The sequence below is a fragment of the Escherichia sp. S10b genome, from assembly GCF_028421345.1.
Lineage (GTDB): Bacteria > Pseudomonadota > Gammaproteobacteria > Enterobacterales > Enterobacteriaceae > ECMA0423.
Genome location: NZ_JAHZSO010000161.1, coordinates 73,202 through 94,245, shown reverse-complemented (window position 1 = coordinate 94,245; position 21,044 = coordinate 73,202). Strand labels below are relative to the sequence as shown.

Sequence of the window (21,044 nt, the reverse complement as noted above, 5' to 3'; positions counted from 1 at the left end):
TGTAATAAAAGCGTAAACAACTGCCGCTAGGCTTGCTGATCCCGCGCAACAAAACGCCATGCTTTGCTCGCAGATGGTTGGCAACCGACGACAGTCCTGCTAAAACGTTCGTTTGATATCATTTTTCCTAAAATTGAATGGCAGAGAATCATGAGTGACAGCCAGACGCTGGTGGTAAAACTCGGCACCAGTGTGCTAACAGGCGGATCGCGCCGTCTGAACCGTGCCCATATCGTTGAACTTGTTCGCCAGTGCGCGCAGTTACATGCCGCCGGGCATCGGATTGTTATTGTGACGTCGGGCGCGATCGCCGCCGGACGTGAGCACCTGGGTTACCCGGAACTGCCAGCGACTATCGCCTCGAAACAACTGCTGGCAGCGGTAGGGCAGAGTCGACTGATTCAACTGTGGGAACAGCTGTTTTCGATTTATGGCATTCACGTCGGGCAAATGCTGCTGACCCGTGCTGATATGGAAGACCGTGAACGCTTCCTGAACGCCCGCGACACCCTGCGTGCGTTGCTCGATAACAATATCGTTCCGGTAATCAATGAGAACGATGCTGTCGCTACGGCAGAGATTAAAGTCGGCGATAACGATAACCTTTCTGCGCTGGCGGCGATTCTGGCGGGTGCCGATAAACTGTTGCTGCTGACCGATCAAAAAGGTTTGTATACCGCTGACCCGCGCAGCAATCCGCAGGCAGAACTGATTAAAGATGTTTACGGCATTGATGACGCACTGCGCGCGATTGCCGGTGACAGCGTTTCAGGCCTCGGAACTGGCGGCATGAGTACCAAATTGCAGGCCGCTGACGTGGCTTGCCGTGCGGGTATCGACACCATTATTGCCGCGGGCAGCAAGCCGGGCGTTATTGGTGATGTGATGGAAGGCATTTCCGTCGGTACGCTGTTCCATGCCCAGGCGACTCCGCTTGAAAACCGTAAACGCTGGATTTTCGGTGCGCCGCCGGCGGGTGAAATCACGGTAGATGAAGGGGCAACTGCCGCCATTCTTGAACGCGGCAGCTCCCTGTTGCCGAAAGGCATTAAAAGCGTGACTGGCAATTTCTCGCGTGGTGAAGTCATCCGCATTTGCAACCTCGAAGGTCGCGATATCGCCCACGGCGTCAGTCGTTACAACAGCGATGCATTACGCCGTATTGCCGGGCACCACTCGCAAGAAATTGATGCAATACTGGGATATGAATACGGCCCGGTTGCCGTTCACCGTGATGACATGATTACCCGTTAAGGAGCAGGCTGATGCTGGAACAAATGGGCATTGCCGCGAAGCAAGCCTCGTATAAATTAGCGCAACTCTCCAGCCGCGAAAAAAATCGCGTGCTGGAAAAAATCGCCGATGAACTGGAAGCACAAAGCGAAATCATCCTCAACGCTAACGCCCAGGATGTTGCTGACGCGCGTGCCAATGGCCTTGGCGAAGCGATGCTTGACCGTCTGGCACTGACGCCCGCACGGCTGAAAGGTATTGCCGATGATGTGCGCCAGGTGTGTAACCTCGCCGATCCGGTGGGGCAGGTAATCGATGGCAGCGTACTGGACAGCGGCCTGCGTCTTGAGCGTCGTCGCGTACCGCTGGGGGTTATTGGCGTGATTTATGAAGCGCGCCCGAACGTGACGGTTGATGTCGCTTCGCTGTGCCTGAAAACCGGTAATGCGGTGATCCTGCGCGGTGGCAAAGAAACGTGTCGCACTAACGCTGCAACGGTGGCGGTGATTCAGGACGCCCTGAAATCCTGCGGCTTACCGGCGGGTGCCGTGCAGGCGATTGATAATCCTGACCGTGCGCTGGTCAGTGAAATGCTGCGTATGGATAAATACATCGACATGCTGATCCCGCGTGGTGGCGCTGGTTTGCATAAACTGTGCCGTGAACAGTCGACAATCCCGGTGATCACAGGTGGTATAGGCGTATGCCATATTTACGTTGATGAAAGTGTAGAGATCGCTGAAGCATTAAAAGTGATCGTCAACGCGAAAACTCAGCGTCCGAGCACATGTAATACGGTTGAAACGTTGCTGGTGAATAAAAACATCGCCGATAGCTTCCTGCCCGCATTAAGCAAACAAATGGCGGAAAGCGGCGTGACATTACACGCAGATGCAGCTGCACTGGCGCAGTTGCAGGCAGGCCCTGCGAAGGTGGTTGCTGTTAAAGCCGAAGAGTATGACGATGAGTTTCTGTCATTAGATTTGAACGTCAAAATCGTCAGCGATCTTGACGATGCCATCGCCCATATTCGTGAACACGGCACACAACACTCCGATGCGATCCTGACCCGCGATATGCGCAACGCCCAGCGTTTTGTTAACGAAGTGGATTCGTCCGCTGTTTACGTTAACGCCTCTACGCGTTTTACCGACGGCGGCCAGTTTGGTCTGGGTGCGGAAGTGGCGGTAAGCACACAAAAACTCCACGCGCGTGGCCCAATGGGGCTGGAAGCACTGACCACTTACAAGTGGATCGGCATTGGTGATTACACCATTCGTGCGTAAATAAAACCGGGTGATGCAAAAGTAGCCATTTGATTCACAAGGCCATTGACGCATCGCCCGGTTAGTTTTAACCTTGTCCACCGTGATTCACGTTCGTGAACATGTCCTTTCAGGGCCGATATAGCTCAGTTGGTAGAGCAGCGCATTCGTAATGCGAAGGTCGTAGGTTCGACTCCTATTATCGGCACCATCTCAACTTCCCCAAATGTCCGTATTCATCCATAAATACCCTGATTTATAACGATTTTACCGTTTTTTAGTCCATCATCGTCCGCAGCCATCCAGTAGAATCCGATAAAGAATGTGTATAGGATTGTGTATATGTTCCTGTTCGGTCATGGATTCCTATACACATGCCTTTAAACGATATGCAGATTCGCCGCGCTAAGCCTGAAGATAAACCCTATACGCTTGGGGATGGGCAAGGCTTGTCATTGCTTATAGAACCTAATGGAAGCAAGAGCTGGCGGTTCCGCTATCGCTATGCCGGTAAACCCAAGATGATCTCGCTTGGCGTTTACCCAACGATCACTCTTGCCGATGCTCGTTCCCGTCGTGATGAAGCTCGAAAACTTGTGGCAGAAGGAAAGAACCCTAGTGATGTTCGAAAAGAGCAAAAGCTGGCTCTGCAAGCAGAGTCAGAGAACGCCTTCGAAAAGATAGCCAGAGAGTGGCATCAACTTAAATCTGCTAAATGGTCGGCAGGATATGCATCAGACATCATGGAAGCGTTTAAGAACGACATTTTTCCTTATGTTGGAACAAGGCCTGTGAGTGAGATTAAACCGCTAGAGCTGCTGAACGTACTGCGTAAAATTGAGAAACGTGGTGCGTTGGAGAAAATGCGGAAAGTGCGTCAGCGTTGCTCTGAAGTGTTTCGCTACGCAATTGCAACGGGTAGAGCGGAGTACAATCCTGCGGCAGATCTTTCCAGCGCTCTCGAAGTGCACCAATCCAATCATTTCCCGTTCCTAAAAGCTGATGAGATACCCGAATTTCTGCGTGCCTTAGAGAGTTACACCGGGAGTAAGCTTGTCCAGATAGCAACGAAATTACTGATGATTACGGGCGTGAGAACCATCGAATTACGCGCGGCATTATGGCAAGAATTTGATCTGGATAACGCTATTTGGGAAATTCCTGCTGAAAGGATGAAAATGCGCAGGCCGCATCTTGTGCCATTGTCGACCCAAGCGTTAGATTTACTCCATGAACTCAAGATAATGACAGGGAACTATCGTTATGTTTTTCCAGGACGGAACGATCCGAACAAACCGATGAGCGAAGCTAGCATAAATCAAGTTATCAAGCGTATCGGTTACGAAGGCCGACTCACTGGTCACGGGTTCAGACATATGTTATCAACAATTTTGCATGAAGAAGGTTTTCAATCAGCATTTATTGAAGTCCAATTAGCTCATGTTGATAGAAATAATATAAGAGGAACTTATAATCATGCCATATACCTTATGGAAAGGCAGAAGATGATGCAATGGTACAGTGATTATCTTCGCAAAAAAAAGGGGTTATAATATGTTAAACCAGTCATTTTCCGTTTCGAACTTAATTAAGCTTTTAAAAAAAACCGATCCAAAAAGATACAAAATTGGTAGGAATTCAGCTGAATATAAAAAATATATAGCTGATAAAGTTAATGGCTCAATTGAAACATACTCATTTGGTTCGATCTCAAATTCAAGAATTAACAACAAAAATGTGTATATATTTAAAGATTTTATGGATGTACTTGTCGCCAGGAAAATAAATGATAACATTAAGCGTGTGTATAGTGTTAAACAAAACAACAGACATGACATCATAAAAAAAGTAAATACAGTGTTAAGTGAGCCTGTAAATTATTATATTTACAGGCTGGATATTAAGAGTTTTTATGAATCAATAGATAAAAATATCGTTTTCCAAAGAATTAATAATAACCCGATTATTTCTCATAATACTAAAAAATTTATCAATGGTCTTTTTAAACATAACGCTTTCTCTGCAAATAACGGACTTCCCCGTGGTATGGGATTAAGTGCGACTTTATCAGAAATATTTATGGAGGAATTTGATGCTGAGTTGGCGAGGCTGCCTGAAGTTTTTTATGCTTCAAGATATGTGGATGATATCATAGTTTTTTCATTCTATAAAATACCAGATTATAAAAATTATTTTTCAAGGATTTTACCAAATGGATTACATTTAAATGAAAGAAAGTGCAGTGAGTATACCATAGAGGACACTTCAACTAAACATTCTGAAATTGAGTTTTTGGGATATTCATTTATTATACACCATGGATTAAAAAATCAGCGTCGTCATGTTGTGATCAGAATTTCGGAGGAGAAAATAAAGAAAATAAAAAGAAGGATTGCACTTGCGGTAAAAGATTACTCAAATAATTCTGATGCAGAACTCTTGAAGAAAAGAATAAAGTATTTAACTGGTAATATATTAGTAAACTCCAATAGTAATAAAACTGATGCTTTATATAGTGGAATTTATTACAATTATCAACATATAACTGATAAAACACAGCTCAAGGAACTTGATATATTTAAGAATAGGATGCTATTTTCTTCAAAGGGCGAGGTGGGGAGAAAAATTTTAGCAGCAGGTCACAACTTATTAACTGCGCCTAAAAAATACTCATTTTTGGCTGGTTTTGAAAAACGGCTACTGTCTTCTTTTAAACGGGAAGATATTATTAAAATAAATAAGGTTTGGTGATTCATGAAAATTAAAATATCGAAGAGTGATTATAAAAGAGTACTTCTCACGGATATTTTACCATATGAAGTCCCTATCCTTTTTTCTAACGAAGGTTTCTATAAGTTAATTTCTGAAAATAAAGTTTTACCCGGAACATTTTCAGAAGGCCTTAAGCTGGATTCTTATACCATCCCTTACTCCTATAAAATAAAAAAGGGGCTGGCGAGTTCTCGAAGCCTTGGCATTATACATCCTTCAACGCAGTTAAGAATCTGTGATTTTTATGATAAGTATGAACATTTGATGGTTCATATGTGTACAAAAAGTCCGTTTTCGCTACGTTATCCTAGCAAAATAGGGAGCTATTATTACGAAAAGGACTTCTTAAAAAGTAGAATAAATCTAAAAGATGGTCTTGTACAATTTCATAATCATGGCTTTGATTCCCAAGAAACTTCCTCATCTTCCCATTTTTCATATAAGAAATATCCTTTCATCTATAAGTTTTATGAGTCATATGAATTTCATAGATTGGAAAGGAAGTTTAGGAAACTTTTAAAGCTTGATATTGCTAAGTGTTTTAGTCATATATATACACACAGCGTTTCATGGGCTGTAAAATCTAAAGAATTCTCTAAGGTTAATAGAACTTATAACAGCTTTGAAGGTTGTTTGGATAAGCTTTTTCAAGATGCCAATTATGGTGAAACAAATGGCATAATAATTGGGCCTGAATTTTCAAGGATATTTGCGGAGATTATATTACAGCGCGTTGACTTGAATGTTGAGTCTCATTTGAATCTTGAGCCAGGCATAGTTAAAGATAAGAGCTATGCTATAAGACGTTACGTTGATGATTATTTTATATTTGCGGATGATGATGAAACATTTAAGCTAATAGAATTTGTACTGGCAAATGAACTCGAAAAATATAAGCTTTATTTGAATGAATCTAAAAAGGAATTTATCGAGAGGCCATTCGTGACTGGAGCCACGATGGCTAAAAATGATATTGCAGAAATCATTGAGGATTTATATGGATCGTTAATCCATACTGAGAAGTTGGATGAGTTAACAGCTATGGTTAATTTAAATCCAGACGTCAAAATTCAGCCTGAAAATATGAATAACCTTTTTCCATTGAAAGGTGTATGGAATAAAAAGCTACACGCGGACAAATTTATAAAACGAATCAAAATTGCGGTTAGAAAAAACAATACCACATTTGATCTTGTTAGCTCATACTTAATAAGTGCGATTAAGAGTAAGTTTTTCAAAGTAATTAGGCTGTTGAGGATGTTCGATCTGTCAGGAAAAGAAGATATAACTTATAAATTCTTCTCAATATTCAATGAGGTGATTTTTTTTATTTATGCTATGGATTTTCGAGTCCGACAGACATACATAATTAGCCAAGTTATTTTGGAAATAAATTCATTTGCTAATAAGCAAGCTTCAGACATTAGTGAAGTTATAAAAAAGAATACTTTTGATGAGCTTCTTATGTGCATGAAAAGCATGGGTAATATTCATGAGAGGCCAGTGGAGTTATCTAACTTACTTATATGTATGAAAGGTTTGGGGGAGCAGTATAAACTCAATCCAGATGAATTTAAGGATTTGTTGGGTATTAGTGAGAATGAGTGTTTTTACGATTTAGAATATTTTTCTATATGCAGCATGTTACACTATATAGGCGATGATGTTCTCTATCTAAAAATGAAAGAAGATATTGTCCTTGCTATACAGAGTTTGATAAGTGGTCGGAACGATATAAAAAAAGACACTGAAACATTTATGCTATTCCTTGATATGATGACGTGCCCATATCTTACAGTTAAGCATAAGAGAATAATTTATAGAACATATGTCGAAGCAAATACAGGTCAAAAAAGATTTACGAATGCAGTAATTGATTCTGAAATTGATTCTTTAAAAAATAATGTAATCTTTTTTAACTGGTCTGGAGATGCTGATCTTGAGCACGTTCTTTATAAAAAAGAGTTGCGAACAGCATATGAATAGTAGTATTTTAATTTCGTTAAAGGGTTGCGATGCCTAAGGTTTCGACCTGAAGCAGATACCGGAAGATCGGCTTTTGAATGTTCATCCGAAAGATATTCGCGATACGTTTTGAGGATGGACCGATTTAGACACACTATTGCCTTTTAGCTAAACAGGCCGCGAAAGCGGCCTTTTTAATGAATCAGATTTCCCCTCACCGATCTCAATACTTCCCCTCAGCGTGCGCAGCCCCGCCCGCCTGCCCGCTTCGCTTAACAGACTGGTTTTCATGCACCCCTTAAATCGTCTCAGAAGCCACCACACAAGGGCTTTCGCGTCAAAAATGGCGCATGAGACTCATGCGTTTTCATGCGCCATAGATATGCACTCATACGCTCTCAGGCCAGCCAGGGAAAAAGCGTAAAAAATCCCGGTACTGGACCGAGACTTCGTGGGCGTATTTTGCTAATCAGACAGGAATTTGCTGACGGTTTGACAGCTTTGACGCGGAGCCATAGCGATTGAGAGTTTGCTGTTGTTTTTCCGGCATTTTTGCTTTGTCTGATGCCTGTTCATTGCGCCGAGGCTTCATAATTATCGTATCCACGCTTTCCAGTGCGGTAAATGTGCAGGAACATTCCAGACTCTGGCACTGATACCATGAGCGTTTAACCGACGGAGCTTCATAGGCGCTGGTTCTAGCGTGAGCGACCGCGCCACATTCAGGACACTTCAGGGCCATATCAGCACACTCCTTTTTCATTAAGTCGGTTAAGGCGGGCCAGGAAAACTTTATGTTGTGCCGGGGTGAAACTGGCTGAAGCATCAGCGCGCATTGATGCATCCACCGTTAATCCGGTTTCGTCGATAATGCTCTTATATGCTGCTGAAATTACCGGAGTACGGACTTCCGTTTGTCGGGCTACAGCGGTTCGTAATATTTTCATTGCCGCCTCAAGCCCGTATGGTGCGCAAAGAAAAGGAGCCAGAGCGTCAGTGAGTGCATCACCATGCTCGCTCATGAAGTTTTCAGTTGCGCTTGTAACACAGCTTTCCAGCACAATCTGGTGAGCATAAAGACCATCCCGGGCGGCACAGTTAATCTGCCATTCGAGGAGTACAAGATGCTCACGAAGATCCTCAAGTTGGCTGGCATATGCTGCGGGTTTTTCTTCAGTATCCAGCAAAGCCGCCAGACGAAGCTGGCTGGTACTTTGCACATTACGTAGTGTCAGCCAGCTTTTTATCGCCGCGCGGTAATCGTTGAGAGCTTCCTTAGTAATGGTTCCGGTATTCATTCCTTCTCGCCCCCTTTAACCATGTCACGCTGTTTAAGCATCCGGGAACGCGCTGCAGGGCTGGGTGATTGTCTGGCATCCTGTATGGCTTTATCGTCCGCATAAATGCTGATCCCCGGCAGGGCAATATCATCCGTTGAAGATACGTTACAGGACAGTGCCGGAGTGGTGAGTTGCTCGCTGATAAATTGCTTCAGCACACTTTCGGGGTCGTTTACGGTATGAACTACACCGATAACAGAAGATGCGCTTCGGCCCAGAGTCATTTTCAGCAGTCCAAGGATCTGAATAAGTTTCTGGCCGTGTTCCTTCATAAACTCATTCCAGAGCCACACTGCATGAGTTTCAATCAGGCGATTATGTTCGCTGATGTAGCGGTTTGCAGCATCCGCAGTTTTCCATGGCAGGAATTCATTTTCTGCGGCCTGAGCTGCCAGCAAATCTTCGAACTCATCCAGTGTTTCGCGTCCGAGGGCGATTTCTGCCCGCAGTTTTTTCATTCGTGGCGTCATATTCCCCTGATTCTCACGAAACAGGTTTCGCCATTCATCATTAAGCGCCTGCGTCTCCGTTTTTGTATCTTCCTGACGTTTACGGATAGTTTCAGTCATTGCAGCGGCTTCAGTTTGTTTTCGCCGTTCTTCCTGCCAGACAGCTTTTGCTGCTTTAACTTTTTCTACCGCTTCGCGAATTTTCGGCGGGAGGGAAGGTGTAATGTTTACATCAGGGATCTGGTTAACAGTTGTCATGGCTGCTCCGGTAGTGTTTTGTTGTTGAGTCAATTGTGCCGGTGCCCATACAAGCGCACTACCGATGAGGATTGTGCCAGTGACTGAACAATGACCTTGTTCTGGCTAGCCAGAGAAAGGTGTCATGTCTGATCTTCACCCTTCCTTTAATACATACTATTCACTACTGTTCACTTTTATAAAAGAATAGTAAATACATGGAATTAAGGAGTGTAGTGTTTAAATCAAAGTGGTCATCTACTGTTCATGACTGTTCACAGAGATAAATTTAAACTTATATTTGTTTTTCATATGAGTCGCGATCTTTATTTCAGTTTATTACTAGATTTTTACTCATCACCACTATTCACACGTATTCAACACTATTCAATATACAGTATAAAATGTGTCTTATGTCTGTTTGAAAATTCAAAACTTAACCTCCCTACACTCGGTTGCATTTCAAGAAAATATCCATAAAAATGAATCTGTCTGATGCTCATTAAACACATCCGGATAAATGCGGAAGGATGCGGGTAATTTAATTTTTTAGTCGTTAATTTAATTAATACATATGATGAACTGTTTTTTATGGATGTTTTTTGGCCCTTTTATTATTCCGGTGCCGTCTTTGTCCTTATGATGTAACGCCCGGAATGATATGGTCTGGTTCAGGCTTGAGCTGCGATCCTGCCTGGTGTAATAGACTTTTTTATTCTTTAAGTTCCTTATTATATTCCATGAAGGAATGGTTTGTTTTTGTCCGTTTTATCCGGTTTTTAGCTGTTTTATTTTTTGAGAAAGCAATATTTCACTCTAATTAAATAAAGCATGCGCGAGCCGCTTATATAAACATAATAAGGAACTACCTGAATCCGGATGGAATTCTCCGGACTACTGAAAACATATTAGAGAGGTAGCGAGATGCATACTATTTCCGTTTCCACCCAGGCACCAGCTGCTCCGGTGCTCCCGGTTCCGACTCAGCAGGAGCGCTTCATACGATTACCTGAAGTGATGCACCTTTGCGGGCTATCCCGTTCAACCATCTACGACCTTATCAGCCGTGATGCCTTCCCGCAGCAGATCTCCCTGGGTGGAAAAAATGTTGCCTGGGTACAGTCGGAGGTCAGTGCATGGATGGCGGCGCGAATTGCAGCCCGCGAGCAAGGAGTCCATGCGTGAATCTGGCTTTGCAGTCTCATCTCTTTTTTTGTGGCTTGCGTCCTGGCAACCTTTCCAGTTATAGTTTTTCCGCTGCCGCAAAATCGGCAGCCGGGATTTGCAGCCCGTGTAACTTATTGGCGACACAGCACGCGTCGAGCGTGTTTTTTTATGTCGTTGCTCAGGCACACCTATTTTTCGGGCTGTGGTGCTTACACCGTGGCTCCTGTCAGATAATGGTGGTCCGGGCGGGGCAGCCTTCGGGCTGGCCGGTTTCCAATAAGGCCGGTACTGCAAACCCCGTCCGGGCCATCACCCATGAGATTTGCAGCTCTGGTGGTGGCAATAACCGCTACTTATTGGAGATTGCCCTTATGGCTACGATCCTCACCCCATCACATCCTCAATTTATATTTGTTTTTGCCGCCGTTCGTCGTGCAGAACGTAAACCACGTATCAGTATGCTGCGTATTGTCGCCAGCGATGAGTCTCATGCACGTCTTTCACTGGTCCATGAATATGTGCTTTGCCTTGCTGCTCGCCTGCCTGTCCGGGAGGTGATGTGATGAATCACGCCGCAATCTCTTATGACGATATTGTCCGCCTGAAGCATCTTCGTAACGTGGGGGAGTTTGTCACCGGAATGGCTGTTCTTCAGGATTGCTACGAAAAACCTGCCAGTGCTCAATGTGAGCAACTGGTTTCCCTGATTTATCTGATGACAGAGCAGCTTGATGGCGTGGTACAGCGTTGCCAGGATGACCTGATGAACATGGAGGTGGTGCAATGAAATCACGCACTCTTTCCCTTTCACTTCGGGTAGCGTTGTATCGCCGCGCGGTAGCCTGCGCCTGGTTGAGTGCCTGCTATCAGCAAAACCGCCACCTGCAGCTCACTCTGGATGAAATTGAAACCGCTATTGCCCGTGAGCTTGAAGGATTTTATCTGCGACAGCACGGGCAAACAAAAGGCATGGAAATCGCCTGCGCCCTGCTTTCAGACCTGATGGAATCCGGCCCTCTAATGTCCTGTCCCGCACTCTCCCAGCTCGGGATAGCCGTAATGGATGAGTTATGCGTCCGTCACATCAAAAAGCCGGTTTTACACTGAGGGAGAACTGCATCATGTCAGGAATGAAAGTCAGTCAGGCCGTGAAGGCTGCCCGCGGTCACTGGGCTCAGATTCTGCCAGCGCTGGGCGTGAATATATTGAAAAATCGCCATCAGCCTTGTCCGGTCTGTGGCGGTAAAGATCGTTTTCGCTTCGACGATCAGGAAGGACGCGGAACATGGTTCTGCAATCAGTGCGGAGCCGGGGATGGTTTAGCGCTTGTCACCAGGGCACTGAATGTGGATATCAGTGAAGCAGCTGACAGGATACATGGACTGACACATGGTCTGTTTATAGCTAATTCCGAAGTCAGGACGTTAACCGCCGATACCGATAGCGGGAAAGATGCAGCGGCAGCACTTGCCGCGCGACTGCTGCAAGCCTCGCGTGAATCTGCCGGAAACACTTATCTTACACATAAAGGTTTCCCGGAGCATGTTTGCCATGAGCTGACTTCAGCTCATAAAACCGGTGGGGTGATGTTCCGCCCCGGTGATTTGATCGTCCCGCTCTATAACGCTGACGGGGAGCTGGTGAATATTCAGCTTATCAGTGGCAATGGTAGCAAGTGTTTTCTTAAAGGAGGTCAGGTTAAGGAGGCCTATCATCTGATAGAAGGGGGCGGGAGTTCTGTAAGAAGGGTTTGGATTGCAGAAGGTTACGCAACGGCGCTTACCATTCATCATCTGACAGGAGAAGCCGTCATGGTGGCATTTTCGTCGGTCAACTTTCTTTCTCTGGCCAGCGTTGCCCATAACAAGTATCCGGGGTATCAGCTAATTATTGCAGCGGACCGAGATCTGAATGGTTCAGGCCAGAACAGGGCTGAAGCTGCTGCAAAAGCGTGTCAGTGTGACATTGTGCTGCCACCGGTTTTTGGTGACTGGAATGATGCGCTTGCCCATTACGGAGAGGAATCCACCCGGAAGGCAATTCTTGAGGCTTTGAAGCCACATAACGCCAGTCCTTTCGACACAATGAGTGAAGCAGAATTCACAGCGATGAGTGTCAGCGAAAAAGCTCAGAGGGTTCGGGAGCATTACAGGGATGCACTGGCGGTTGATCCGAACGGACAGCTTTTATCCCGCTACGAGTCTGGAGCGTGGAAAGTGATTTCTCAGTCAGATTTTGCCCGAGATGTCGCAGCCCTTTTCCAGCGCCTCGGTGCACCGTTTTCCTCAGGAAAAATTGCCTCATTGGTGGAAACATTAAAGTTAATTGTTCCGCAGCAGCAAAATCCGGCACGTCATCTGATTGGTTTTCGTAATGGCGTCCTCGATACGCGAACAGGGCTTTTTAGTCCGCACTGTAAAGAGAACTGGCTGCGTACCGTGTGTGAAGTCGATTTCACGCCACCGGTAAAAGGGGAAACGCTTGAAACTCATGCCCCGGCATTCTGGCGTTGGCTGGACCGGGCCGCCGGACACAAGCCAGCAAAGCGCGACATTATTCTTGCAGCGTTATTTATGGTGCTGGCGAACCGCTATGACTGGCAGCTCTTTCTGGAAGTGACTGGCCCTGGTGGAAGTGGCAAAAGTATTCTGGCTGAAATTGCGACCATGCTTGCTGGAGAGGATAACGCCACCTCTGCGACCATTGAAACGCTGGAGTCCCCGCGAGAACGTGCGGCTCTGATAGGTTTTTCTCTTATTCGCCTGCCTGATCAGGAGAAGTGGAGCGGCGACGGCGCCGGGCTTAAGGCTATAACTGGTGGCGATGCAGTATCTGTGGACCCCAAATATCAGAATGCTTATTCAACACATATTCCGGCGGTTATCCTGGCCGTAAATAATAATCCTATGCGCTTCACTGATCGCAGTGGTGGTGTGTCCCGCAGGAGAGTTATTCTGCATTTTCCTGAGCAGATAGCACCGGAAGAACGCGATCCGCAGCTGAAAGATAAAATTGCACGAGAACTGGCTGTGATTGTTCGTCAGCTCATGCAGCGTTTCAGCGATCCGATGAGCGCCAGAACATTGCTTCAGTCGCAGCAGAATTCTGATGAGGCTCTCACCATCAAGCGTGATGCTGATCCAGCATTTGATTTTTGTGGCTACCTTGAGGCATTACCTGACACCAACGGCATGTTTATGGGGAACGCCAATATTGTCCCACGTCAGCCTCGTACATACCTTTACCATGCTTATCTGGTCTACATGGAAGCCAACGGCTATAAAAACACGCTCAGTCTGACCATGTTTGGCAAGGGGTTGCCGTTAATGCTGAAAGAGTATGGGCTGCAGTACGAGAAGCGGCGGACCAATCAGGGAATGCAGACCAATCTGGCACTTAGAGAAGAATGCAATGCTGACTGGCTACCGAAGTGCAGTCTCGAAATCACAAAATAGGTATTTAAACCGGTGGAAGCCGGTTTTTTCTTGACATATGAATAAGCTAATCTTCAAATATCTGATCGCAGAATATAATTTAAGAGGTTGTGGATGAAAACTGTATTTGTGCTTGGTGCTGGATTTTCAAAAGAAGCTGGCGCGCCTATGCAGGCGGAAATAATGGGTGAGATATTTAAAATACACCAAGAGGATTCAAACTATTTTAATGGTTCAGATTTTCAGCTTTTTGAAAACTTACTTACTGAACAATTATATTATAAACGTGAGCAATTTAAAGATGTTCAGATTGAAGATATGTTCACTCCTTTAGACCGGTGCTTGGCGGATAATATCCAGTTTAGAGGTCTGTCTATTGAGCAAATGACAAAGACAAGGGATGCTGTTTTTAATATCATTGGTTTGGCCATTAGGAGGATCTTGGAAAGAAAAGGGAATAGTAAGGAATATATTGACCACTTCGCTGAGTATTTAGTGAGGAAATGTAGCAAGAGGCTGGGTGGTAATTATAGACAGCATGATCCTGTAAGCGTTATTAGTACCAACTGGGATATTCTACTAGATAATTCATTGTATGATTACATCCAAAGGAACTACCACGGACGTGCAGTTGTTGATTATTGCTGTTATATAAGCTCCTTAGAAGAAAGGGACGAAACGGTAAAGCCGGGTCTAGAAATGTTAGGAGCAGGTGGTTTTAATGTGAAACTGCTGAAGATTCATGGTTCACTTAACTGGCTACAATGTTCGCGATGCATGCGCCTTTATGTCGGGTTTAATAAAAAAATAGGGGTTGCGAGAGGGGCAACATGTAGGCATTGTGATAAAAATCATGACGCAGTAAATAAAGAGAATAGACTGATATCAAATCTTATTATGCCTACCTTTCTAAAGGATCTATCAAATCCTCAATACAAAATAATTTGGCAGAACGCTGGTATTGAATTATCTGAAGCTGACAAAATAATCTTCATAGGTTATTCGTTGCCGAATGCCGATTTTGAAATGAGACAACTTTTATCTCGAATGATTAAACGAAGTGTTAAAATTGAAGTCGTAACATATGAAAGAGATAAAGAAAAAGAAAAGGATATAAAAAAATATTGGCAGGCGTTTTTTGGTGAGCGTGAGGTTAAAGTTCATTTATGTGGTGCCAGTCAGTTCATTGAGCAATCCTTATATCTTGAATAAATTTAATAGGTTAAGGATGGGGCTAATTTCACAGCCCTATTCTTTTGGAATAGGTTAAAATTTAGGAAAAGATAGTTTTGACCTATCATAAATTTATTGCGAGTGGACCACCAACCCGGCGAATGCTGGGTTTTATTATGGTCTAAGATCAAATGTAGGGTTTGCTGTTCACTCTTCACTTAATGGTTAACTTCTATCATATTGATATTTCATATAAAAATATGATGGTGAATAGTATGTACGCTTTTCTTAAGAAAAAGTATTTTGTTGTGCGATGAGGTGGACGAGTTTTGAACGCTCCCGCCAATGTGTATAGCCATGTGTATAGGATTATTTGTCGATAAGAATAAATTCTTGCAAAACAACGAATTAAGTTGATTTGTTTGTTCCTATTATCGCACCATTAAAATCAAAGAGTTACCCCATATTTAAATACACCACGTTTCCTCCTGTGCCGCATTTGTGCCATTGTAACCTTGGCAATTCATCAAAATACTGTTCTGACATCAGGCAGTGCAGGTGCAGCTATTTAAACCAATTGCTGCCGCCATTCTTTGACGTAGTCAATCAGGGCGCGGAGCTTTGGTGCAATATTGCGACGCTGTGGGAAATACAGATAGAAGCCCGGAAATTGTGGAAGAAAGTCATCAAGCAGCGATACAAGCTTACCGCTTTCAATATATGGCCTGAAAGTTTCCTGAGTGGCAATTGTTATTCCTCCGCCGGCAAGAGCCAGCCTCAACATCAGACGCAGATCATTAGTCGTAATCTGCGGTTCAATCGCAAGGTCGAAAGTTCTCCCGTTTTCTTCAAATGGCCAGCGATAAGGCGCAACCTCCGGGGACTGACGCCAGCCGATACACTTATGGGTATTTCCCCCGGAGGCGAGAAAGCGCTCTCCACGCCCGGCCGCAAGGATCAGGACGACGGGGGCAGGCATGAATCCTCCTCCTGATGGAGACGTACAGAGGCGACTTCTGCCAGCACGGAGAGTGCCAGAGTATGCGCATCCCGGGCTTTGGGGAATATCCCGACGGGTGCCCGGATTTGCGTTGTTTCCTCCCTGGACCATCCCAGCTCGTGGAGCTTTTGCAGACGTAACGTGTGGGTTCGATAGCTGCCCAATGCGCCGAGATAAAAGGGTTTTGCTTCTCGCGCGGCCTGCAACACTGGCAGCTCCCGGTTGAGATCATGGCACAGCAAAATGACCGCCGTATCGGTATCGATCTGAGCGCTGGCTGAGGCCGGAAAAAGATCGAAGATATGGCTGTCATAGCCTGTGGCTGCTGCAAGACTCGCAGTTGCCTGCGCCTCAAGAGAACGTCCGTAAATCATCAGCCTGACGCATGGCCTGAACCCCACCTCAAAGCCATTGAGATTCCAGCCCGTTCGGGTTTGCGTGGGCAGGCACACCAGCGATTGTGCTTGCGGATCGTAGCGCAGCCCCGCCGGTTTTCTCTGTTCCAGACGGTTCAGCACGGCGAGCAGAGGCTGTGCCGAGCGTAGTTTATGGAGCGTCAGCGTGATCCCACCGCCGCAGGGCAGAACGATGTCAAACCACGGCGAACCTTCGCCATAGCGAATTTCGCGATCGCGGCCTGAGCCCATCATCTCCAGCGCTTCAAAAGCGGCAGCGGCCTCCACGCAGCCGCCAGAGACAAAACCGCAGTAACGACCATCTTCGCGAACCACCATCTGCGCCCCGAGCGGGCGCGCTGCGCCGCCGCGTATCTCCACCAGCGTCACCAGCACCGCTCCTTTACCGGACATTAGCGCCTCTACGGCGAAGCGCAGAATGGTCCGGTGGTCATCGGTGAGAAACGCCTGCTCTGGCTTATGCCAGTGTTCGTCTTTATCAAAAAGCGGGTATGACATTGTTTCTCCTTAAACCACATCCGGCAGCTTATCGAGCAGCTTATCCAGAGTGATGGGATAATCCCGTACCCGAATACCGGTGGCGTTATACACCGCGTTGGCGATAGCCGCGCTCACGCCGCACAGGCCCAGCTCACCGACACCTTTGGCCTTCATCGGGGAGGATATGGGGTCGGTATCATCCAGGAAAATCACCTCCTGTTTTGGGATATCCGCATGGACCGGCACCTCATACCCCGCCATATCGTGATTAACGAAGTAGCCCAAACGGTCATCCACCGCCAGCTCCTCCATCAGTGCCGCGCCCATGCCCATAGTCATTGCGCCAATGACCTGGCTGCGCGCAGTTTTCGGATTCAGGATGCGTCCTGCAGCACACACAGCGAGCATACGCCGGACCCGAACTTCTCCCGTCGCGCTATGCACGCCGACCTCCACAAAATGCCCGGCAAAGGTCGACTGCTGGTACTCTTTGCTCAGTGTTCCGAATTCAATGCTCTCTTCCGCTGTCAGTCTGCCGCCTGCGGTGGCTTCATGTAGCGTGGCGCTTCGGGTACCGTTGGTAATCTTGCCGTCGGCAAACTGCGACTGCTCAGGATCAAACCCGACTGCCGAGGCAATCATTTCGCGAAGCTTCATACAGGCGGCGTAAACGCCGGAGGTGGAGGTATTCGCGCCCCATTGTCCACCAGAACCCGCAGAAACCGGGAAACTGGAATCGCCGAGGTGAACCGCAACCTGCTCCAGCGGTACGCCAAGCATTTCCGCTGCCGTCTGGGCCAGAATGGTGTAGCTGCCGGTGCCAATGTCGGTCATGTCCGTTTCTACGGTAACGGTGCCGTTTTGTTCGAGGTGAACCCGAGCACCCGATTTTTCCAGCAGATTATTGCGAAAGCCCGCCGCAACACCGTGGCCGACTAGCCACTCCCCGTCGCGCACCTGTCCGGGTGTGGCGTTGCGCTGCTTCCAGCCAAATTTATCCGCTCCGGTGCGCAAGCACTCGATAAGCTGACGGCGAGAGAAGCAGCGCGTCGGGTCGGCGGGGTCAACCTGAGTGTCATTCAGGATGCGAAACTCGACGGGATCGATGCCCGCTTTTTCCGCCAGTTCGTCGATCGCGATTTCGAGCGCCATCAGACCGGGGGCTTCGCCGGGCGCACGCATGGCGTTCCCTTCCGGCAAATCAAGCGTGGCGAGCCGCAGGCCGGTATGACGATTCGCCCCGGCGTAGAGTAATTCGCTTTGCTGTACCGCCGTTTCCGGCGTGCCGCCGGGCAGGTTTCCAGACCAGCTTTCATGTGAGATAGCGGTGATTTTCCCGCTCTGGTCGGCACCGATACGCAAGTGCTGAAGGGTGGCGGGGCGGTGCGTGGTGTTATTGGGAATAGAGGGGCGGGGGAGCATCACTTTAACCGGACGTTTCACCGCTCGGGCGGCGAGGGCCGCCAGCAGCGCATCGCTTCTCAGGAACAGCTTGCCGCCAAACCCTCCGCCGATATACGGGGAGATAATACGCACATTCTCCACGGGAACTTTCAGCGTTTTTGCCAGATCGGTGCGGCACCAGTCAATCATCTGATTTGAGGTCCAGAGGGTAAGCTTATTTCCATCCCAGACGGCCATCGAGGCATGCGGCTCCATCGCCATATGGCTCTGGTCCGGGGTCGTGTAGGTAGCATCAATCTTCACCGCAGCGGAGGTGAAAGCCCCGTCAAAGTCACCGACGTTTTTGTCGGGCGTGTCTTCCGGCGGCTGATTGACGGCCTGTTTTTCGTCCGCCAGGGAGTAAGCTCCTTTATTACGGCGATAGTGTGCCTGCACCAGCGAGGCCGCCGCTCGCGCCTGTTCGAAGGTCTCGGCCACTACCAGCGCAATGGCCTGATGATAGTGCTCAATAGTGGGGCCGCCTAACAGCCTGGCGGTGTTTTTGTCGCCTTTGCCGAGTGCCCCGGCGTTACTGGCGGTAATGACAGCCAGTACGCCCGGCGCTTTTTGCGCGGCGTCCGTATCAAGGGCGGTGAGGCGTCCTTTGGCAATGGCGGAACCGACGATATAGCCATAGGCGGCGTTGGGGGCCTCTTCATGCCATTCGTAGGCGTAGCGTGCCGTGCCGGTAGTTTTCAGCGGTCCGTCGATGCGGTCATGGGGACGACCGACAACCTTCAGCTGATCGATCGGGTTTTCCCCTGCGGGTTTATCAAATTTCATGCCTGTGCCCTCGCTTCAGCCAGTACGGAGGCAAGCGTTCGCTTCGCCAACAGGAGTTTAAAGGTGTTTTCAGCGGTGGGATGGGCGCTGGCGAACAGCGTGTCATATACGGCCTGCGCCCCCTGGGATAGCTGAGCATCCGCAGCCTCAATGCGCCAGGGCTTATGTGCTACTCCGCCCAGCGCGACGCGCCCGCTGCCGTCAGGCTGAATAATCGCCGCGACCGATACCAGGGCAAAGGCGTAGGAGGCGCGATCGCGCACCTTACGGTAGATATGTTTTCCGCCGAGCGGTGGAGGTAACGTCACCGCAACGATAAGCTCACCGGGAAGCAGGGCGGTTTCAATGTGCGGCGTTTTCCCCGGTGGGTGATAAAAATCAGCCAGTGTGATACTGCGAGTCTTTCCCTCCGGCGTGATGGTTTCCACCACCGCATCCAGCAACCGCATTGCGACCGCCATATCGCTCGGATGGGTGGCTATGCAGGCTTCACTTACGCCTACCACCGCGTGCTGACGGCTAAAGCCTTCAAGCGCCGCGCAGCCGCTCCCGGGCAGGCGCTTATTGCAGGGCTGATTGGTGTCGTAAAAATAGGGGCAGCGCGTGCGCTGGAGCAGATTACCTGCGGTGGTTGCCTGATTACGTAACTGACCAGATGCGCCAGCGAGCAGGGCGCGGGAGAGTACCGCGTAATCACGACGCACGCGCTCGTGAGCCGCCAGGTCGGTGTTCCGTACCAGTGCGCCGATGCGCAGCCCACCCGCGTCGGTCACTTCAATCTTATCGAGCCCGAGGCCGTTCACATCGATAAGGTGGGTGGGCGTTTCAATTTCCAGCTTCATCAGGTCCAGCAGATTGGTCCCGCCCGCGATAAATTTTGCGCAGGGTACGCGCTGAGCGCTAAGTGCCGCCTCGGCTGGGGTGTTCACTCGTTCATAGGTAAACGCCTTCATGATTTTATCTCCCCCGCAGCATCTTCAATGGCGGCAAGGATGTTAGCGTATGCACCACAGCGACAGATGTTGCCGCTCATACGTTCACGGATCTCATCGGCAGTTGTTTCTGGAGCGGAAACCAAATCGACCGTGACGTGACTGGGAATGCCGTCCTGAATCTCTTTTAGCGCCGCTACTGATGAGCAAATTTGCCCGGAGGTGCAGTAGCCGCACTGGAAGCCATCATGCTTGATAAAGGCCGCCTGCATGGGGTGAAGATTATCTGGCGAACCCAGGCCTTCAATGGTGGTGATCTCGGCCCCCTGATGCATGACTGCAAGCGTCAGGCAGGCATTAAGCCTGCGACCATTGACCAGCACGGTACAGGCTCCGCACTGTCCGTGATCGCAACCTTTCTTGGTACCGATCAAATGCAGATTTTCACGCAAAGCGTCCAGTAGCGTGGTTCGGGTATCCACCTCAAGCTGCTCGGTTTTGCCGTTCACCTTCAGTGTCAGGGGCATTATCTCTGGCGCGGGTGTAGCTGCCGGAACGCTTGCCGCCAGCGTAGAATGAGGATAAACCACGGCGGTCGCCGCTGTTGCGGCGCTCACTTTAATCAGATCGCGACGGGTCAAACTTAAATCGTGCGGCTCGTGCTTCCCAACCCGATTATCTTCGGGGTATTCGCCTTGGTTGCTCATACCAGGCCTCCGGTATTCTAAAGGGGAAAATAAGAGTGCGTTGCGAGAGTGCTGATGCTTTTTTAAACGTTAAGCATAGTCGGCGACAGCAGGAGGATTATTCTTAAAACGCGAATGCAGCTATGAGCCCGGCTAATAAATTCATGTTCGCCGGGATGTTGATGATGATGGGAGCTGGTTTATTGCTTTAGTTGTACGATGCAAAAACCAATAAGGAAACCTGTGATTTTCAGCTCTGCATCACCCTG

At 47.9% G+C, this 21,044-nt stretch carries 18 protein-coding genes, 1 tRNA gene and 1 pseudogene; 12 read left to right on the top strand and 8 right to left on the bottom strand.

The features are described 5' to 3' along the window. The first annotated feature begins 150 nt into the window (after nucleotides 1-150). The 6 genes from proB to drt3b all read left to right on the top strand — a co-directional run bounded on the left by proB (nucleotide 151) and on the right by drt3b (nucleotide 7,256). Complete coding sequence (gene proB / locus FTE26_RS11825) at nucleotides 151-1,254, top strand: glutamate 5-kinase (protein ID WP_001285288.1); 1,104 nt, start codon at nucleotides 151-153, stop codon at nucleotides 1,252-1,254. A gap of 11 nt (nucleotides 1,255-1,265) precedes the next feature. After that, entirely contained in the window at nucleotides 1,266-2,519 is a 1,254-nt protein-coding gene (gene proA / locus FTE26_RS11820) for a glutamate-5-semialdehyde dehydrogenase (RefSeq protein ID WP_000893255.1), read from the top strand. A 114-nt stretch (nucleotides 2,520-2,633) separates the two neighbouring features. Next, a tRNA-Thr gene (locus tag FTE26_RS11815) sits at nucleotides 2,634-2,709 on the top strand. 163 nt (nucleotides 2,710-2,872) lie between these two features. Then, entirely contained in the window at nucleotides 2,873-4,051 is a 1,179-nt protein-coding gene (locus tag FTE26_RS11810; RefSeq protein WP_001130502.1) for a tyrosine-type recombinase/integrase, read from the top strand. A 1-nt stretch (nucleotide 4,052) separates the two neighbouring features. Beyond that, nucleotides 4,053-5,249, top strand: a complete 1,197-nt coding sequence (gene drt3a / locus FTE26_RS11805) for an antiviral reverse transcriptase Drt3a (protein WP_000934358.1) — start codon at nucleotides 4,053-4,055, stop codon at nucleotides 5,247-5,249. Nucleotides 5,250-5,252: 3 nt separating this feature from the next. Further along, nucleotides 5,253-7,256, top strand: a complete 2,004-nt coding sequence (gene drt3b / locus FTE26_RS11800) for an antiviral reverse transcriptase Drt3b (protein WP_000694210.1) — start codon at nucleotides 5,253-5,255, stop codon at nucleotides 7,254-7,256. A 448-nt stretch (nucleotides 7,257-7,704) separates the two neighbouring features. On the opposite strand, the gene FTE26_RS11795 is transcribed toward drt3b, so the two are convergent. The 3 genes from FTE26_RS11795 to FTE26_RS11785 are packed head-to-tail and all read right to left on the bottom strand — an operon-like array spanning nucleotide 7,705 to nucleotide 9,282. Continuing rightward, nucleotides 7,705-7,977, bottom strand: a complete 273-nt coding sequence (locus tag FTE26_RS11795; RefSeq protein ID WP_001185335.1) for an ogr/Delta-like zinc finger family protein — start codon at nucleotides 7,975-7,977, stop codon at nucleotides 7,705-7,707. A gap of 1 nt (nucleotide 7,978) precedes the next feature. Continuing rightward, nucleotides 7,979-8,533: a phage polarity suppression protein gene (locus FTE26_RS11790; protein ID WP_001091692.1), complete on the bottom strand. Its 555-nt coding sequence runs from the start codon at nucleotides 8,531-8,533 to the stop codon at nucleotides 7,979-7,981. After that, a complete protein-coding gene (locus FTE26_RS11785) occupies nucleotides 8,530-9,282 on the bottom strand; it encodes a hypothetical protein (RefSeq protein ID WP_000214379.1) in 753 nt (250 codons plus the stop codon). Before FTE26_RS11785 ends, FTE26_RS11790 begins: the two co-directional genes overlap by 4 nt. Before the next feature lie 903 nt (nucleotides 9,283-10,185). Between FTE26_RS11785 and FTE26_RS11780 the strand changes: the two genes are divergently transcribed. From FTE26_RS11780 to FTE26_RS11755, 6 genes are all read left to right on the top strand, one after another. Next, nucleotides 10,186-10,446 (top strand): helix-turn-helix transcriptional regulator, encoded by a 261-nt coding sequence (locus FTE26_RS11780; protein ID WP_000556937.1) that lies wholly within the window; start codon nucleotides 10,186-10,188, stop codon nucleotides 10,444-10,446. Further along, nucleotides 10,443-10,991, top strand: a complete 549-nt coding sequence (locus tag FTE26_RS11775) for a host cell division inhibitor Icd-like protein (RefSeq protein ID WP_001046684.1) — start codon at nucleotides 10,443-10,445, stop codon at nucleotides 10,989-10,991. Before FTE26_RS11780 ends, FTE26_RS11775 begins: the two co-directional genes overlap by 4 nt. Further along, nucleotides 10,991-11,215 carry a hypothetical protein gene (locus FTE26_RS11770; protein WP_001014982.1) on the top strand — a complete coding sequence of 75 codons (225 nt, stop codon included), beginning with the start codon at nucleotides 10,991-10,993 and terminating at the stop codon, nucleotides 11,213-11,215. Before FTE26_RS11775 ends, FTE26_RS11770 begins: the two co-directional genes overlap by 1 nt. Beyond that, complete coding sequence (locus tag FTE26_RS11765) at nucleotides 11,212-11,535, top strand: DUF5375 family protein (RefSeq protein ID WP_000842357.1); 324 nt, start codon at nucleotides 11,212-11,214, stop codon at nucleotides 11,533-11,535. Before FTE26_RS11770 ends, FTE26_RS11765 begins: the two co-directional genes overlap by 4 nt. A gap of 14 nt (nucleotides 11,536-11,549) precedes the next feature. Next, on the top strand, nucleotides 11,550-13,883 hold the full coding sequence (locus FTE26_RS11760) for a primase-helicase zinc-binding domain-containing protein (protein WP_000016238.1): 2,334 nt from the start codon (nucleotides 11,550-11,552) through the stop codon (nucleotides 13,881-13,883). Between the two features lie 93 nt (nucleotides 13,884-13,976). Next, on the top strand, nucleotides 13,977-15,074 hold the full coding sequence (locus tag FTE26_RS11755; RefSeq protein WP_000859441.1) for a hypothetical protein: 1,098 nt from the start codon (nucleotides 13,977-13,979) through the stop codon (nucleotides 15,072-15,074). Nucleotides 15,075-15,603: 529 nt separating this feature from the next. On the opposite strand, the pseudogene FTE26_RS11750 reads toward FTE26_RS11755, so the two are convergent. From FTE26_RS11750 to paoA, 5 genes and pseudogenes are all read right to left on the bottom strand, one after another. Further along, nucleotides 15,604-15,942, bottom strand: a pseudogene (locus FTE26_RS11750) (LysR substrate-binding domain-containing protein); the annotation flags it as partial. 50 nt (nucleotides 15,943-15,992) lie between these two features. Continuing rightward, the gene (paoD, locus tag FTE26_RS11745; protein ID WP_000121356.1) at nucleotides 15,993-16,949 is read right to left on the bottom strand and encodes a molybdenum cofactor insertion chaperone PaoD; all 957 of its coding nucleotides are present in this window, start codon (nucleotides 16,947-16,949) and stop codon (nucleotides 15,993-15,995) included. A 9-nt stretch (nucleotides 16,950-16,958) separates the two neighbouring features. Beyond that, nucleotides 16,959-19,157 (bottom strand): aldehyde oxidoreductase molybdenum-binding subunit PaoC, encoded by a 2,199-nt coding sequence (paoC, locus tag FTE26_RS11740; RefSeq protein WP_000667026.1) that lies wholly within the window; start codon nucleotides 19,155-19,157, stop codon nucleotides 16,959-16,961. Next, a complete protein-coding gene (gene paoB, locus FTE26_RS11735) occupies nucleotides 19,154-20,110 on the bottom strand; it encodes an aldehyde oxidoreductase FAD-binding subunit PaoB (RefSeq protein WP_000643313.1) in 957 nt (318 codons plus the stop codon). The genes paoC and paoB overlap by 4 nt, the downstream gene beginning before the upstream one ends. Then, nucleotides 20,107-20,796, bottom strand: a complete 690-nt coding sequence (paoA, locus tag FTE26_RS11730; RefSeq protein WP_000070693.1) for an aldehyde dehydrogenase iron-sulfur subunit PaoA — start codon at nucleotides 20,794-20,796, stop codon at nucleotides 20,107-20,109. The genes paoB and paoA overlap by 4 nt, the downstream gene beginning before the upstream one ends. Between the last annotated feature and the right edge of the window lie 248 nt (nucleotides 20,797-21,044).